This window comes from Pseudobacter sp. (assembly GCF_051955275.1).
Taxonomy (GTDB): Bacteria; Bacteroidota; Bacteroidia; order Chitinophagales; family Chitinophagaceae; genus Pseudobacter.
The window spans coordinates 1-16,536 of record NZ_JBQCGW010000214.1 but is presented as its reverse complement, the minus strand read 5'-3'; the positions used below and the strand labels follow the sequence as shown (position 1 = coordinate 16,536).

At 47.3% G+C, this 16,536-nt stretch carries 15 protein-coding genes; 7 read left to right on the top strand and 8 right to left on the bottom strand.

All coding sequences use genetic code 11. From position 1 onward, the window contains the following. From ACTHMC_RS18350 to ACTHMC_RS18325, 6 genes are all read right to left on the bottom strand, one after another. Positions 1-900: acetyl-CoA hydrolase/transferase family protein (locus ACTHMC_RS18350; protein WP_440415263.1), on the bottom strand; the 900-nt coding region annotated here is incomplete at its 3' end. Between the two features lie 33 nt (positions 901-933). Then, complete coding sequence (hemN, locus tag ACTHMC_RS18345; RefSeq protein WP_440415262.1) at positions 934-2,301, bottom strand: oxygen-independent coproporphyrinogen III oxidase; 1,368 nt, start codon at positions 2,299-2,301, stop codon at positions 934-936. A 155-nt stretch (positions 2,302-2,456) separates the two neighbouring features. Further along, positions 2,457-4,886, bottom strand: coding sequence for a TonB-dependent siderophore receptor (locus ACTHMC_RS18340; protein WP_440415261.1), 2,430 nt, complete (start codon positions 4,884-4,886; stop codon positions 2,457-2,459). 143 nt (positions 4,887-5,029) lie between these two features. Further along, positions 5,030-5,800, bottom strand: coding sequence for an iron-sulfur cluster repair di-iron protein (ric, locus tag ACTHMC_RS18335; protein WP_440415259.1), 771 nt, complete (start codon positions 5,798-5,800; stop codon positions 5,030-5,032). Then, positions 5,751-7,016 (bottom strand): hypothetical protein, encoded by a 1,266-nt coding sequence (locus ACTHMC_RS18330; protein ID WP_440415257.1) that lies wholly within the window; start codon positions 7,014-7,016, stop codon positions 5,751-5,753. The genes ric and ACTHMC_RS18330 overlap by 50 nt, the downstream gene beginning before the upstream one ends. 60 nt (positions 7,017-7,076) lie before the next feature. Further along, positions 7,077-7,679 (bottom strand): Crp/Fnr family transcriptional regulator, encoded by a 603-nt coding sequence (locus ACTHMC_RS18325; RefSeq protein WP_440415256.1) that lies wholly within the window; start codon positions 7,677-7,679, stop codon positions 7,077-7,079. A gap of 303 nt (positions 7,680-7,982) precedes the next feature. Between ACTHMC_RS18325 and ACTHMC_RS18320 the strand changes: the two genes are divergently transcribed. Genes ACTHMC_RS18320 through ACTHMC_RS18290 form a run of 7 tightly spaced genes read left to right on the top strand, consistent with a single transcriptional unit; the run spans position 7,983 to position 14,643 of the window. Next, positions 7,983-8,453 (top strand): c-type cytochrome, encoded by a 471-nt coding sequence (locus tag ACTHMC_RS18320; RefSeq protein WP_440415254.1) that lies wholly within the window; start codon positions 7,983-7,985, stop codon positions 8,451-8,453. Positions 8,454-8,469: 16 nt separating this feature from the next. Next, positions 8,470-10,458 (top strand): Sec-dependent nitrous-oxide reductase, encoded by a 1,989-nt coding sequence (gene nosZ / locus ACTHMC_RS18315; protein WP_440415252.1) that lies wholly within the window; start codon positions 8,470-8,472, stop codon positions 10,456-10,458. 34 nt (positions 10,459-10,492) lie between these two features. Then, entirely contained in the window at positions 10,493-11,503 is a 1,011-nt protein-coding gene (locus ACTHMC_RS18310; RefSeq protein WP_440415251.1) for a nitrous oxide reductase accessory protein NosL, read from the top strand. Beyond that, positions 11,487-12,731: a nitrous oxide reductase family maturation protein NosD gene (locus ACTHMC_RS18305; protein WP_440415250.1), complete on the top strand. Its 1,245-nt coding sequence runs from the start codon at positions 11,487-11,489 to the stop codon at positions 12,729-12,731. The genes ACTHMC_RS18310 and ACTHMC_RS18305 overlap by 17 nt, the downstream gene beginning before the upstream one ends. 9 nt (positions 12,732-12,740) lie before the next feature. After that, the gene (locus ACTHMC_RS18300) at positions 12,741-13,445 is read left to right on the top strand and encodes an ABC transporter ATP-binding protein (RefSeq protein WP_440415248.1); all 705 of its coding nucleotides are present in this window, start codon (positions 12,741-12,743) and stop codon (positions 13,443-13,445) included. A 4-nt stretch (positions 13,446-13,449) separates the two neighbouring features. Further along, the gene (locus ACTHMC_RS18295; protein WP_440415246.1) at positions 13,450-14,217 is read left to right on the top strand and encodes an ABC transporter permease subunit; all 768 of its coding nucleotides are present in this window, start codon (positions 13,450-13,452) and stop codon (positions 14,215-14,217) included. A gap of 48 nt (positions 14,218-14,265) precedes the next feature. Further along, positions 14,266-14,643, top strand: coding sequence for a hypothetical protein (locus ACTHMC_RS18290; RefSeq protein ID WP_440415245.1), 378 nt, complete (start codon positions 14,266-14,268; stop codon positions 14,641-14,643). 52 nt (positions 14,644-14,695) lie between these two features. Here ACTHMC_RS18290 and ACTHMC_RS18285 read toward each other — a convergent pair whose 3' ends face one another. Next, positions 14,696-15,454 carry a zinc-dependent peptidase gene (locus ACTHMC_RS18285; RefSeq protein WP_440415243.1) on the bottom strand — a complete coding sequence of 253 codons (759 nt, stop codon included), beginning with the start codon at positions 15,452-15,454 and terminating at the stop codon, positions 14,696-14,698. Between the two features lie 49 nt (positions 15,455-15,503). Continuing rightward, a partial coding sequence (locus ACTHMC_RS18280; protein WP_440415241.1) for a transglutaminase domain-containing protein occupies positions 15,504-16,536 on the bottom strand: 1,033 nt, incomplete at its 5' end.

The window sequence follows — 16,536 nt, the reverse complement described above, 5'->3', positions numbered from 1 at the left end:
GTTCTGGCGGATCACGCTGGGATCGTTCACATACCCGATGTCCATCATCACCACCGCAGGATTATCGTCCACAAAATCATAGAGTCTGCGCGTGCCTGCCAGGAAAGAAGAAACAGAGCGGCCCGGATTCAGTTTTTTCAGGCTGTTATCGATAATGCCTTTTTCAATCAGCGGCACTACTCCATCGGAGAACATTTCTGTATGCAATCCCAGCTGCCTGTGACCGGCGAGGTTCTTCAGCACCTGGTCTGGAATATTACCAATGCCCAGCTGAAGTGTAGCGCCATTGGGGATCAGCGAAGCCACCAATTCTCCGATGCGCTCCACAGCCGGATCAATCTTAGCCGAATAATTCACTACCGGCAGTTCCATGGTATGGTCTACCAGTACATCTATTTTACTCACATGCACCATGCCATTCCCGTGTGTGCGTGGCATCAGCGGATTCACCAGTGCTATCACGGTTTCAGCCATATCAACGGCCGATCTGGCGATATCCACGGATGTACCAAGGGTGCAGAACCCATGTTTATCCGGTGGTGAAACCTGTATGAGCGCTACATCAACGGGCAATATCTTTTTCTTGAAGAGTTGCGGTATCTGGCTGAGGAAGACCGGTACATAATCACCCCTGCCCTGGTTCACTACATCACGCACACTGGCAGATACAAAAAGGGAGTTCATGAAGAAGCTCCTCTGGTATTCTTCCCGCATCAGATCAAGTTCTCCCAGCATGGTGATGCTCACCAGTTCAACACCTTCCAGTTCTTCATGCCGTTTCTGCAGGGCCTTTACCAATGGTACAGGCGTGGCTGCACTACCGTGAATGAACACACGCTGACCGGACCGGATCAGTTGTACTGCTTCCGCAGCTGTTTTGTATTTATGCTGGTACATCATAGCGTTTCCGTTTTTATAAATTTACTGAACTTATCAGATCGCTTTGCTGAAAACATTGGTTTCGCTCTGTGCTGCGTGCAGCCTCGCATCCAGCGTTGCGCAGATATTCCTGATAAAGGATTTTCCGGTATTTGTAATGGTGATGGTATTTCCATCGATCTCCACCAATCCATCCTGCACCATGGGTTGTAAACGCTCTTTCGCATTGGGGATGAAAGTAGGGTCAGAAGTAGGGTGACTGAGTTGGGTCTGGTGCCTGCACATGAGGTCCAGCACATATCTCCTGATCACCAGGTCATCTTCAGAGAGCAGATGGCCATTGATCAGGGGCAGTTTGCCTGATTGTACCAATGCTTCATATGCTTCCACCGTTTTTTCATTTTGAGCGAAGGCGCCCCATCCGTCGCTGATAGCGGAAGCGCCCAGTCCCACGATGAGTTTGGAGTTGGTAGTGGTATATCCCATAAAATTCCGGTTGAGTTTTCCCTGTTCGGTAGCCTCCAGCAGCGGATCGCCAGGAAGCGCAAAATGGTCCATGCCGATAGCAACATACCCTGATGCGAGTAACAGTTCCTTGCCACGCTGGTACATTTCCAGTTTCTCTGCAGCGCCGGGCAGATCTGCATCGGTATACCTTCTCTGCACTTTACTTTTCCATGGAACATGTGCGTAGGAGTAATACGCGATCCTGTCGGGCATCAGCGCCGTTATCTTTCCGATAGTAGCTTCCACACTATGTACTGTCTGATGCGGCAATCCATACACCAGGTCTACATTGATACTTGAGTATCCCAGTTTGCTGGCCCTGTAGATCACTTCCTTTGTTTTTTCAAAGGTCTGTATGCGGTTGATGGCCTGTTGTACAACCGGATCGAAGTCCTGCACGCCCACGCTGATGCGGTTGAAGCCCACACCGGACAAGGCTTGTAAGTGCGCTTCGGTAGTATTGTTGGGATGCGCTTCAATGCTGAAGGCATGATGATCTGCAATGATGCTGGTACTGGTAATACCGTGAATGAGTTTCCAGAGGTTGGCCGGACTGAAGAAGGTAGGGGTTCCGCCACCCAGGTGGATCTCACGGATCACGGGTTTGGCGGGAAGGATATCAAGATAGAGCTGCCATTCTTTGAGCAACGTCTGGATATAGGGATCCTCCACTTCGTGGTTCTTTGTGATCCGTTTATTGCAGGCGCAGAAAGTACAGAGGCTTTCACAAAAAGGGAGGTGCATATACAGACTGATCTCGCCCTGTTCATCCAGGAAAGTTTGTGCTACCTGCTGCTTCCAGGCGTCTTCACTGAGGGTGGAATGATCCCAGTAAGGCACTGTGGGATAGCTGGTATACCGGGGTGCCGGTACATCGTATTTCTGCAGGAGTGATTGGGAAGGAAGACTGATCATAACAGCACAAAATTACCGGGGCAGGTTTTGTGGTGGTATGACCAGGGATTATTCCAAACATGATTTTCGTCAGTTTTCTCGTATCTCTTTTCCATAAAAAAACCGGCCCGGAAAACTCCCAGGCCGGCTGATGTGCTGTGTGTATTAAGCTCTTATTAGAATTTCACAGTGATATTGGCGATCACGGCCCTTGGCATTTGCGGGGAGAGTGTACCCTGACCTGCGAAATACATTTCATTGGTAACATTGTCCATTTTCACACCAAGCCTGAATGACTTTGTTTCATAGAAAACAGTTGCACCGATCAAGGTGTATGCAGGCAGAGTGAAATTTCCCGTGAGTGCACTGTTGGAAGTTTTGAAGTCCCCTACATAGTTACCGCCAAATCCTGCGCCCAGGCCTCTCAGTTTACCTTTAGGGAAGCCGTAGCTGATCCACAGGTTAGCAAGATCGGCAGGACCGGCACCGGCAGGCCTTCTGCCTATCAGGTACTTATCCATTACCTTAACGAGTTTGCTGTAGTTATGAGAGTAACCTGCCACCAGGTTCATACCACTGAAAGGATTGGCAATAACTTCCAGCTCAAACCCTTTGCTGTACTGGGTTCCATCCTGAACAGTGATATTATAGGTCTGTCCGTCGCGGCTCAGAGCATCTGTTCTTACGAGATTTTCCACCTGGATATCATAGTAGCTGGCAGTAAGGTTGAGTTTTCCGTTGAACATGTCCAGCTTTACACCACCTTCCACCTGGTTGGCCTGCTGTGGCTTCATCACACCTGAAATATCAGGAAGCGGTTGTACAACAGGAGTAACGTTGGAGAAACCATTCATATAGTTTCCGAATAAAGACAAACGATCCTTGATCAGCTGGTACACCAACCCGAATTTGGGAGAGAAAGCAGTTTGTCCGTATTTGGAATTAGCCGTCAATGCATTGGTAGCATGGTTGATGGTGCCTTTACTTTCGAAGCGATCAACACGAAGGCTCAGCATGGCGGACAATGCAGGAGTAATGTTAAGTACGTTCGATGCATACGCACTGTAAACACTGGTGTTGGTATGGTTACGTGTAGGGGCGGCTTTGCTGGCTGCGAGCCTGGCATCAACCGCAATGCGGGAAAGCCTGGTATACGCTGCATCATCAAACTTCAGTGCATTCACAGTATCGAAAGCGATATAGGGTGAGTTGTCATTATTGGTTTTCAGCGCTACATAATCCAGTCCGATCAACAACCTGTTGCGGAGACCGCCGATCTTGAAATCACCTACAAAGTTTTGCTGGATGTTGAGGGTGGAATTGAATGTATTCTGATAGCTCACGTTCCGTTCAAGGGAATCATCCGTTAACCTGCGCACGAATTCATAGATATAATAGCCTTTTGATTCGCGGGTATTGCTGGAAACAATGGTCTGTGAAGTCCACTGGTCACTGATCTTATAGCTGAACTGCGCCCTGAGGTTGGCAGTAGGGTTCTTCATGGTCAGGTCATTGTTCCTGTAAGAACGTTTCCAGTCGAAGCCCAGTTCATCCGGATTTGTTGCTACAAATTTACGTGACCTGTTCAGGAAGATAGTGCTTGGGCTGGTAGATTCTGAAGTATACAGTTCTGCATTGAAATTGATCTTCAGTCTTTCGTTCACCCGGTACTCGAGAGCAGGCGCTATAAAGAATGATTTTCTGAAACCGGCGTCCTGCCAGCTGTTCTGGCTCTGGTAAGCCATGTTCACACGGCCAAGCAGGGTTCCTTCTTTATTGAGAGGCCCATACACATCGGCAGTAAGCCTGTTCAGGTTGTAGCTGCCTGTGAGGTAGCTCACTTCGCCACCGAAATTCTCCTGTGGTTTGCGGGTAATAAGATTGATCACACCCCCAAAACCAGTCACTGCACCTCCGAAGAGCGTGGCAGAAGGTCCTCGTAATACTTCAACTTTTTCAACGTTGGCAGGATCGATCTCACCATTGGTTTGAGTGGGCACGCCATCCACCATACTCACTTCCGTTCTGAAACCACGGAGGCTGTAATAGGTAGCGCCATCGGAATTGATGCCCCTGTTATTGGAAATCTTGTAAACACCGGTTGCATTCTTTACCAGGTTACTGAAATCTGTGGTAACCTGTTCTTTGATCAGTTCTTTGGAGATACTGCTGTACACCTGGGGATTTTCCAGGTTCGACAACGGCATTTTAGCCACGGTGGCACTTTTCTTTACGAGGAATTTATTCTTTCCACCCGTAACGATCACAGTCTGCAACTGGTTGTTGCTGTATTGCAGCGTGATCACGGGTTTGGCGATCTGTCCATTTTCCACTTTTACTGACTGCTCCAGGGTTTCATAACCCACCAGGGAGATCACCAGCGTGTATTCACCGGCTTTGAGCCTTGCAAACTCAAAATTTCCATCATTGTCTGTGGCAGTACCCAGTTTGGTGCCTTTGATGACCACACTAACGTTGGAAGCGGGAAAATTATCTGAGCTGTTTACGGTTCCCTGGATACTGCCAGACTTGTCCTGGGCAGAAGCGGGGATAAAAAAGAAGGTGCTGAAAACTACTATAAGCAGCCGGAGGGTTTGGCTATACATATTCACGGAAAATTTGCGCAAAAGTATAGGGAGCAGTAACTCCTGAGGTTACGAAATCGGGAAAGAGAATATCGCAATCAGGTGAAAATGAAGCCTCCGGAGAGCCGGAGGCCGGTATTCACAACAATTGACTGGACAGATCCTCATTGCAGGTTCACCAGCTTCAGCGCGCCGGGGAAGAGGATATTATTTTCAAGATGAATATGCACATGCAGGTCAGATTCAAATGCGGCAAGGGTTTCATAGAAAACCTTCCAGGTGATGCAGGCATATTCAGGTGGTGTATAGTCATTGGTAAGCTCGCGGATCTTCTGCAGGATGCTGCCAGCCTGCTCATGTTCCAGGATCATCCTTTGTACCGGGTGCCCGATGCCCATTGGAATGGCAGCGCCCCCCTCCTGCCCTGCCTTTACCAGCCTGGCGATCATCGGGAACAGGATATTTTCTTCTTTCTGAAGATGTGTTCCCAGCTCCAGGGCAATCTCAGCGATCAGTGATCTTACAATGGCCAGTTCTGGATTCTTACCGCTGTGTTTTGCGTCCACTTTAGCAGCATAAGCAGCCAACTCAGGCAGTTTATCGCGGGTATACGTGTGATGGACGTTTACAATGTATTCAGCCAGGAAGTCCAGCGGCCATTGCTGGTAAGGCAATGAATTCGCATGCAGCAACTGACCGGATTTAGCCAGTTCTTCGGATATTTTATTGAAGTCGAGGTTCTTTTCATAACAAACCTGCAGGAGGCCTTTCTTACCGCCGCAGCAGAAATCGATCCCATATTTCGTGAACACAGCAGCCTTACTGAAATCTTTGGCAACCATCTGCCCGATGGTTTCACCGGGAGTACATGATACTGAACATTGATCAGCTTGTTGAAGCGGTTGCTCCCCGCTGTTTTTTTGAGGATATTCCATATTTGAAGAAATTATTATTGAGTTGGGAATAGTTCAGTACTATCAATCCCGCCAGCATGAGCAGGGCCGCCACAAAAAGGAAATAATTGATCAGCGGGATATTGGTTCCTGCAATGGAAGCTATCGCCTGAATAAAAAGAAAAAGTTCATTCAGGATCACCCCTGTTACAAAACAGATGATGCCGGGAACAGGCCTGCCATTGGCCAGGCTGAGATGATCCTGCTGAAAAACATAACCCAGTAAAAAGAACGTAATAAAACCAAGTAGTACCAGGTGCAGATAACCGATCACTACCGGCCTGAAGCCGAATGCGAGATAACTGAGATCAGGAACAACCGAGAGCGCCTGCATGCAGGTCTTGATGCAGTAAGCGAGCAATGCCAGATTACACAATAACAGGGGTACTTTATCGAATGATTGCTTTATTGCAGTTTTCTCTTTCCAGACCACTCTTAGTAGAAGAACCATCGAAATCACCTGCAGTAGTGCGCCGCCAACCGCTATCAGATATAACCACTGGGGCAATTTCATCCAGAGGGTTGATAATAAAAATGCAGGTATGCAGGCCACGAATTGCAACCGGAAAATAGTCTTGCTGTTTATTGAAATACCCTTCCTGTACAACATTCCCATGAACAATCCTGTCACCGCAAATGCAAACCACCCGTTGTATTGAAAATGCAGGAAGAAGTAAACGGATCCGATATACCATTGCTGATACGGACTGCCTGTTACCATCAGTCTTGCCAGATAAAATGGTCCTGCCGCCGAGATCATATAAAAGCAAAGCGCAGCTTTGATCCAGTACACAACAGCAGCAGGCAAATCAGCACTGCCCAGGTCTTTCCAGACAATGAACGCAAAATGCCAGGAGGCCAGGATCGACAAAGTACTGAACGTGATCGACACAATATTATAACCACCGAAAGGAAAGCTCAGCAACATGCCGAATGCGGCGATCAATAATAACCAGAAAGAAAACTGGTAATGCCTGAAGCGATTTTCGTTCAACTTCAGCATGCCTGCAATACAAACAGACAAACACAAGCTCACCCATCCGCTGAATGCAAAATGCGAATGCGCATGCATGAGGTTCCTGTAATCTACAGAGGGGATAGAATAGAGTACCTTATATCTTAATAAACTACCTGCCAACGCAACGAGCAAGAGATTCAGCAGGGCCCGTTTTATCCATATCCTGATGGTTGTTTGCATACAGTACTGATTCTGTACTGCAAAGGAACAACAGTGTATTTCTACATCTTATGATCAGGATCACTTTGAACAATATACTTTTCCTTTTTCTATCAGCAGCTGTCCTGTTTCATGCAAATGACGCATGGCCCTGATCACTGTTTCCACGCGAAGGCCCGTCATGTCAGCAATCTGCTGACGTGTAAGATTCACCTTACTGCAATCAGGACAGGTATGCATATTGTTCTCTTTAAAATATTGCAGCAAGGAAGTGATGGTATGTTCAGGAGAACGGATCGCCATTTCGCGAAGCAGGATAAATTTGAGACGGATGCGCTGCGACAATAACCTGGTGAATGCAAAATGGATTTCCTGGTGCTCTTTCAGCAGTTGCAGGAAATGGCTTTTGTGCAAACGGATCAATGTACAATCCATATCAGCAATGGCAGTGGCTGCATAAGGAGAATCATCAAAGAGTGGCAGTTCACCAAAGGACTCACCTTCTTCCGCCATCATTTGTATTAATTCCCTTCCTTCATCATTGATGCTTACCCAGCGAACTCTGCCGCTAACCACCTGATAATAAAAACTGGCTTGCATGCCTTCCATGAAAATGATCTCATTCTTTGAGATCTCTTTATAGCTGGCGCCACAATTGAGCAGCAGGTTGGTGTCGATCATCATTAAATCCGGTTAAGGGCTCAAAACTAGATTTACGCGGTAAACAGGAGATTGATTTTGCCCCGGCCGCCATATGACTTTCCTCAGGTACTCCAATCCACACTGCACATCATATCCGGTTAAAAACCAATACCAATCTGCATTACAAGGAATTATTCAGGCTCCATAGAAACTGACTTCCATCAGCTTCATAAAAACATAAAACATCCTGCAATTCAACCTGTCCGGTTTATGATCCTGATCATAAACGCAGTTTTTTATTCAGTGTACCCTTGCTGTGTAAATATCACTCAAATCAAAACGGATATGAAAAAACTAACCATTGTAGCCGCCCTTGCACTGCTGGTGTATGCCTGTGCAGGTAATGCGGATAAACAAGCATCGTCCGGCAAAGAAAAGGCCGGAGAAAGCGCATCCGCCGCTTCCTCGTACGATACCGCCAGGGGAGCAGGCAAGTTCACCAATGTTCAGATCGCGGCCGCGCTGGACCCCAAAATGGCGGAACTGGGAAAGAAAGTATATGACCTCAAATGCGCTTCCTGCCACAAGGTTTCCGATGAAAAACTCGTAGGACCAGGCTGGAAGGGCGTTACCAGCCGCCACACTGCCGCCTGGATCATGAACTTCAGCACCAATCCCGATGAAATGCTGCAGAAAGATCCAAAGGCACAGGCCATGCTGGAAATATGCCTGGTAAGAATGCCTAACCAGAACCTTTCCGATGATGAAGCCAGGCAGGTATATGAATTCATGAGAAAGAACGACGGAATCAAATAACAATCAAAGCAACTATATGAAATCAGATCTCTTAATCAACAGGTGCGTTCCCGTGCTCATGGCCGCTTCCCTGTTGTATTCCTGTAAGCCGAATAATGCCGGCAATGCCGTATCCGGCAACGCCGCGGAGAAAACCTATGTAGCTCCCGGCAAATATGATGAGTTCTATAATTTCGTATCCGGTGGTTTCAGTGGACAATTATCCGTGTACGGATTGCCCTCCGGACGCCTGCTCCGCGTGATCCCGGTGTTTTCCGTTGACCCGGAGAAGGGCTATGGATACAGCGAAGAAAGCAAGCCCATGCTCAATACCTCTCATGGCTTTGTTCCCTGGGATGATCTTCACCACACTGAATTATCACAGACCAACGGAGAGATCGATGGCCGCTGGATCTTTGTGAATGGCAACAACACACCACGCGTAGCCAGGGTGGACCTCAAAACCTTCCGCACTGCGGAGATCATCGAGCTACCCAACAGCGCCGGTAACCACTCTTCTCCCTTCATCACAGAGAACACGGAGTATGTTGTAGCAGGCACCCGTTTCAGTGTGCCCGTTGGTGATAATACCGACGTGCCCATCAGCAGTTACAAGGAAAATTTCAAAGGCACTATCAGCTTCATCGGTGTAGATAAGGCCACCGGAAAAATGAGCCTTTCCTTTCAGCTGGAAACACCCGGCGTGAACTTCGACCTCAGCCATGCAGGCAAGGGGCCAAGCCACGGATGGTTCTTCTTCAGCTGCTACAACTCAGAGCAGGCAAATACTTTGCTGGAAGTGAATGCATCACAGCGTGATAAGGATTTCATCCTGGCCGTAAACTGGAAGAAGGCAGAAGAATACCTGAAAGCCGGAAAAGGAAAGAAGAAAGCTGTCCGCTATGCGCACAACACTTATGATGAAACCAGTCATACTTCAAAATCAGAGATCCTCACTGAAGTGACTTCCCTGGATCCCAAAGAACTGAAAGATATCTGCTACCTCATCCCCTGCCCCAAATCACCGCATGGCTGTGATGTGGATCCTTCCGGCGAATTCATTGTAGGCAGCGGCAAACTGGCTGCACTGATCCCGGTATTCTCTTACGCCAAACTTCAGAAAGCCATCACCGATAAGGTTTTTGAAGGCGAGTACGATGGCATCCCCGTGGTGAAATATGAAGCTGCTCTGTATGGAGAAGTGGAAAAACCAGGTCTCGGACCACTGCATACAGAGTTCGATGGAAAAGGGAATGCTTACACTTCCTTCTTCGTAAGTTCTGAGATCGTGAAATGGAATATCAAAGATCTCAAAGTACTGGACCGCGCCCCTACTTACTACTCCATTGGTCACCTTTGCATTCCCGGTGGCGACACCAAAAAGCCCAACGCCAAATACGTGATCGCGTATAACAAGATCACCAAGGACCGCTATTTACCTACCGGACCGGAACTGGCGCAGAGTGCACAGCTCTTTGATATCAGTGGAGACAAGATGCAGTTGATACTCGACTTCCCCACTATCGGCGAGCCTCACTATGCACAGGCAGTATCTGCCGACCTGATCGCAAAGAACTCCACCAAATTCTTCAAGCTGGATGAAAATACCAATCCCTATGTAACCAAAGGAGAAGCAAATGCCAAAGTGGTGCGCGAGGGCAACAAGGTACACGTGTATGCAACCTGCATCCGTTCCCACTTTGCGCCTGATAATATCGAAGGCATCAGGCTGGGTGATGAAGTGTATTTCCATATTACCAACCTGGAACAGGACTGGGATATTCCCCATGGTTTTGCCGTGAAAGGCGCCAACAACGCGGAATTGCTCATCATGCCCGGTGAAACACAGACCCTGAAATGGGTGCCGGAAAAAACCGGAGTGGTTCCATTCTATTGTACCGATTTCTGCAGTGCGTTGCACCAGGAAATGTCTGGCTATATCCGTGTATCACCTGCAAACAGCAATATCCCGCTTACTTTCAGCCTGGGAAAGACCAACTCACCTGACACCTCTGCAACCAAATAAACGGTGATCACTAACAGGACGAAAAACAAATGAAATGAAGAACAGGATGTCTCCTACAACCAGATACATTACGGCGATCTCCGCCGCCTTGCTGATTGCCTTACTCTTCTTTCCTATGTGGAAGATTGAGCTCTCAGCCCCCCAATATCCGGAAGGCCTGGAACTACTCATCTATCCGCACAAACTGGGTGGTGATGTGGAGGTGGTCAATGGCCTCAATCACTACATCGGAATGCGCACCCTGCACACACGGGATTTTGTGGAGTTCATCGTGCTGCCCTGGTTGTTTATCATCCTTTCTTTTTTTGGCCTGCTTGCAATACTGATCAACCGGAAATGGTTCTTCCTGTTGTGGGCAGGCTTTTTCTTCCTGTTTGCCATTGTAGCAATGGTGGATTTTTACAGGTGGGAATATAATTACGGACATAATCTCGACCCCGCCGCACCCATCCAGGTGCCGGGCATGAGCTACCAACCACCCCTGATCGGGTTCAAACAATTGCTCAATTTCGGAGCATACTCCATCCCCGCAACCGGCGGCTGGCTCTTCATCACAGCCGGTCTGCTGATTGCCTGGGGAGTAGTGAAAGAAATTCTTCACATGCGTAGCTCTGCATCAAAGATCATTGCAGCCACCAGTCTTCTCTTCATATTATCCCTCTCTTCCTGCAATGTAAAACCACAACCCGTGGTGCTGAATACAGATATCTGCGACCATTGCAAAATGACCATCTCCGATCTTAAATTCGGGGGTGAGCTGCTCACCAAAAAAGGAAAGGTGTACAAGTTCGATGATTCCAAATGCCTGCAGGCCTTCCTTACAGAAGGCACTGTAAAACGAGACAACCTGCATTCTGTGTACCTGCTGGACCATGGGGGCAATGGTACTCTCATAGAAAGCAGCAAAGCCATACTGCTTAAGAGCAGTGACTTCCGCAGCCCGATGGGCGGCGATCTCGCAGCCTTCAAATCCAGGGAAGAAGCGGAGAACGCACAAAAAACATTCAAAGGCACAATCACCAACTGGCATGCGATCGATCAATAAAATAATATGTGCAACAGCTTTTGTTTTCATCACGTCAGGCCTTATGGCAGCTGTGATCCGGGTAAGCCCTGGCGGTCCTGTCCGCAGCATTAAACAGGCTATCATCCAGGCGAAGGCCGGTGATACCATCCTGGTAAATGCCGGTCTGTACCGGGAATACAATATAGGGATCGATAAACCGCTCACGCTGCGCGGCATCGGATATCCCGTGATAGATGGAGAAAAGAAACAGGAGATCATCAATATAAAAAGTAATAACGTTTTGCTGGAAGGTTTCCTGGTTCAACATTCCGGCTACAGCAGTTACAATGATATCGCTGCTATCCGGATCATCAATGCCCGCAATGTCATCATCCGCAACAACAAACTGGATGATACATTCTTCGGCATCTACAGCCAGCATTCCAACAATTGCGTGATCAGCGGTAATATACTCCGCTCCTACGCTAAAACAGAGCTCGCCTCCGCTAATGGGATCCATTGCTGGAAAAGCGACAGCATGCAGATCCTCAACAATGAGATCACTGGCCATCGGGATGGCATCTATTTTGAATTTGTGACCAACTCTATTATCAGAAACAACAGAAGCCATGACAATCTCCGGTACGGCCTGCATTTCATGTTCTCCAACAATGACCTCTATGAACAGAACCGCTTTGAAAGGAATGGTGCCGGTGTGGCCGTGATGTTCTCCAAAAAAGTGACCATGTTGCAGAATATCTTTCATTCCAACTGGGGCGCAGCAGCTTATGGCATCCTGCTCAAAGAGATCTCCGACAGCCATATCGAAAGAAATGAATTCACCCGGAATACCACCGGCATCTATATGGAAGGCACTACCCGGATAATGGTGAGCCGGAACAATTTTAACGGAAATGGTTATGCGCTTCGTGTGCAGGCCAGTTGCAGCGATAATACCATTCAGCAAAATAATTTCTCAGGCAACACCTTTGATGTGGCCACCAATGGCAGCCTGGTGCTCAATTCTTTCAACAGCAATTACTGGGATAAATATGAAGGGTACGATCTGAACAGGGACGGCACCGGTGATGTGCCGTTCCGTCCGGTAAGTATGTACAGTATGGTAGTGGAAAGAAACCCAACGGCCATGATGCTCTTCCGGAGCTTCCTGGTAAACCTGTTCGATAAGAGCGAAAAACTCCTTCCAGCTCTTACGCCCGAGAACCTGAAAGACGATCAACCACGGATGCGATCCCTGAAATTCTAAACAGCGATTATGATCATTGCAACTAATGTGACCAAGCAATTCGGAAAGCTCACGGCCCTTGACAATGTAAGCCTGAGCTTCAATAAAGGTCAATGTATCAGCCTCACCGGTCCTAATGGTTCCGGAAAAACCACGCTGATCAAGTGTTTGCTGGGCATGGTAGTCCCAGACAGTGGCTTCATCACTTTCAACCAGCAGAATATCCTGCATCACTGGCAGTACAGGTCCGCTATCGGTTATATGCCACAGATCGGACGTTACCCGGAGAATATGACCATTGCACAGGTCTTCGATATGATGAAAGATATCAGGAAAAGCAAGACCGGACTGGATGAAGAACTGATCCATAAATTCAAACTGCAGGAGATATCCGGTAAAAAAATGAGAACACTGTCCGGAGGCACCCGCCAGAAAGTGAGTGCCGCACTGGCATTCCTTTTCAATCCGGAAGTGCTGATCCTGGATGAGCCAACTGCCGGACTGGATCCTCTTTCTACGGAATTACTGAAAGACAAGATCCGGCTCGAAAAAGAAAAAGGAAAGCTGATCCTCATCACTTCGCATATCCTCAGTGATCTGGACGACCTTGTAACTGAAGTGATCTACATGCAGGAAGGAGCCCTTCGTTTCCATAAATCCCTGGAGCAACTGAAACAGGACACCGGACAAACCCGGTTATCACGCGCCATTGCACAGGTAATGAAAACAAACTGATACTATGAAGAAGATCATTAAATATGTGATACTCGATATCCTGAAAAACAAGATCATGATCGCTTATATGGTCTTTCTGCTGGCTATCTCCCTGACCATGTTCAACCTGGAAGACAATAGTGCGAAGGGATTACTGAGCTTACTGAACCTGGTGCTCATCCTGGTGCCACTGGTGAGTATCGTGTTCGCTACTATTTATGTGTACAATTCTTCCGAGTTCATAGAATTGCTGGTATCGCAGCCTTTGAAAAGAGTGAATATCTGGCTGAGTATTTTTTGCGGACTTGCATCGAGTTGTTCATTGGCCTTTCTGATCGGATGCGGCTTGCCGGTACTTTTGTATGCCCCAACTGTATCAGGGGTGATGATGATCGCCATGGGGATACTTATTACCGTCATCTTTATCAGCATTGCCTTACTGGCTTCCGTGCTTACAAGAGATAAGGCGAAAGGGATCGGCATCTCCCTGCTGCTCTGGTTCTACTTTACATTATTATTCGATGGGATCATCCTGTTCCTGCTTTTCCAGTTCATGGATTATCCCATGGAAAAGCCGATGATCATATTCAGCAGCCTCAACCCGATTGACCTGGCGAGGATCATGATATTGTTACAGATGGATATTTCCGCGCTGATGGGCGCCACCAGTGCAGTGTTCAAAGAGTTCTTCGGAACAGGGTTCGGGATCATATTGTCTGTGACCGTGCTTTTGTTATGGATCGGAGGTCCTTTGTGGTGGTCTGTACGAAAATTCAGAAAGAAAGATTTGTAGGATTTTGAATGCTGGAGGAAAAGGGAGAAAACAAGAACTCCGTTCTATTTGTGTACAGGAACACTGGTAGTATCTGCATTGATCATATACGGGATCATTGCCAGCGTAATTGCAGGCGGAAGGCAACAGGCTTATATCAATCAGCCAAAGGTTGGGGATGTGTACTTGTTGACAGATACAGACAGCAGCAAGAAATTTTACTATTTCCTGAAAGCGCACGCTATACAAAATGATACCGTGTATATGTATAAGAATGCCGGCTCATATACCAGGGCTGTGACCAGTATGGACCTTAAAGATTTCTTCATGAATACCATGGAATTTGGTATCAGTAAGGAAACCTTGAAAGAATGGCATGAGAAAGATGAGCTGCTCGAAGTTTTCCGTGATTATGGAAGCGGTAAAGGCTTCGACCGCGAACAATAACCTGTATGGAGAATGCTCTAAAAAAAGCCGGAACAGGTAGAAAGCTGCAAGATCAGTTCTTACTCAGTGGTAGTTTAGCAGGCTGCCACTCCATGGGATCCTGATTTAAAAGCCTGCGTATGCCTTCATACAACTGCGGATAATGTGCTTGGAAGTTTGCGGGCCTTTCGAAAAAGAGCTCCACGCTTTCAGCCCAGCATTCGTGGTAATTGGTAAGACCCTGTTCCGAGAACATTGCGCCGGGATGATACGATTGCTCCAGCACATATTCTGCGATCAACCTGCGCACGGCGCCAAAACGGATCGTTCTTTCATGATCATAACGATATTCACCATAAGCAAATTCATATTCAAGGGCATGCGCCATTTCATGCAGTCCAACATTATAGCCGTCCGAATCCGAGGCATACCCTTTCAGTACATGGTCCCAGGCAACATGGATCCCTTTTCCATTCACATGCCCGGCCCAGGGTGTAGTACTATCCCCATAAGTATAGGCGCCGCTTATGATATAGATATCATCAAAGAATCCAAACAGGTATTCAGGCAGTCCGAACGAGAGTTGAATGGCAGCGGCGCTGACCAATACGGAAACATCATCTCTTTCCGGCATTTCAATGAAATGGAAATTTTTGGATTTCCTGAAATGGTGGACCCGCTGAACGAATTCTTTTTTTGAAGAAGCAGATAGCTTATGGAAATAAGGAAAGCTTTTGTCGAGAATGGCAGTATAAAACGCAAAGAGAAATCTCCTTTTGCGACGGAGTGGCGGGATCAGTTCAGTAAGCCATTCTAGGGGTGACAAGGGCATATCGGGGGTAAATATAATAGAAATTGTATACCGGTGCAATGCGTGGGCATTATTTACTGTCGATTGTTACTTTGAACCGCATGGCCCGCTGGTAATCAAATAGAATATCCAGATAATAGAGTTCTTTGCTGGTAACAACATAGCTGAATTCAAAGCGGTCCCCCTTTTTTATGAAAGGGATATATACCTGCCTTTTCATTGCCAGTGTATCCAGTACCCATTTCTTCTTTTTCCTGGAAACTTTTTCGTAATTATAAACAGTAGGGTTTCTGGATATATTGGAATTTACCTGGATCATGCGAATCTTATCCTGGTAATCAAAACTGAAATGAATGGTATCGCCAGCTTTTGCCTTGATCACGCCTGAGGCGGGAGTGTGCAGCTTTATCTTCTCTATCACATGCGAAGCATAATAGGGATAATCTGCATATTTCTCTTTGGTATAACCGGTTTCCAGTACCCATTTCGGTTCTCTGGGATAATGGTTCCTGGTGAAATCTGGAAAGGGAGTGAACCAGTAATAATTGCTGAAAGATTTTCTGAACTTCAGGAGTTTACCGGAATCCTCGTCTTCGGGACAGCCACCCGCGGCCCAGGTGGGATCAATGAAATGCCAGGAGCTATCGATCCACACGGCATTCCAGGCATGGTTCTGCGTACCGGTCATGCCTACCTGGTAAGGCTTGGTTTTGGAATACCCTCCGATGATCTCTGCTTTTATGCCTTCAAGTGAGCACATTTTCCGGAGCAATCTCGTATAACCATCACAGATAGCTGATTTCTTTTTCAGGATCTTTGCCAGGTATTTACGCTCCCATTCCTGCCAGAGCATCTGGCAATGTGCACCGGATGAGCAATCGGGCACTTTGATCTCTTTTTCTTCATTCACGAATTTGTAATCATATTGTATATTGTCGGTGATCCAGATGAAGATGGCGCGGACTTTCAGGATGTCTTCCGAGTATGGACTGCAGAGGTCTTTGGTGAGCTTATGAAGATCAGATTTGTATTTGATGGTTCGGGCGAGGCTGTCAACCTGGGCGAAATCCTGCTTTGAGGCAGCAGTTTGTGCGTTCGATAAG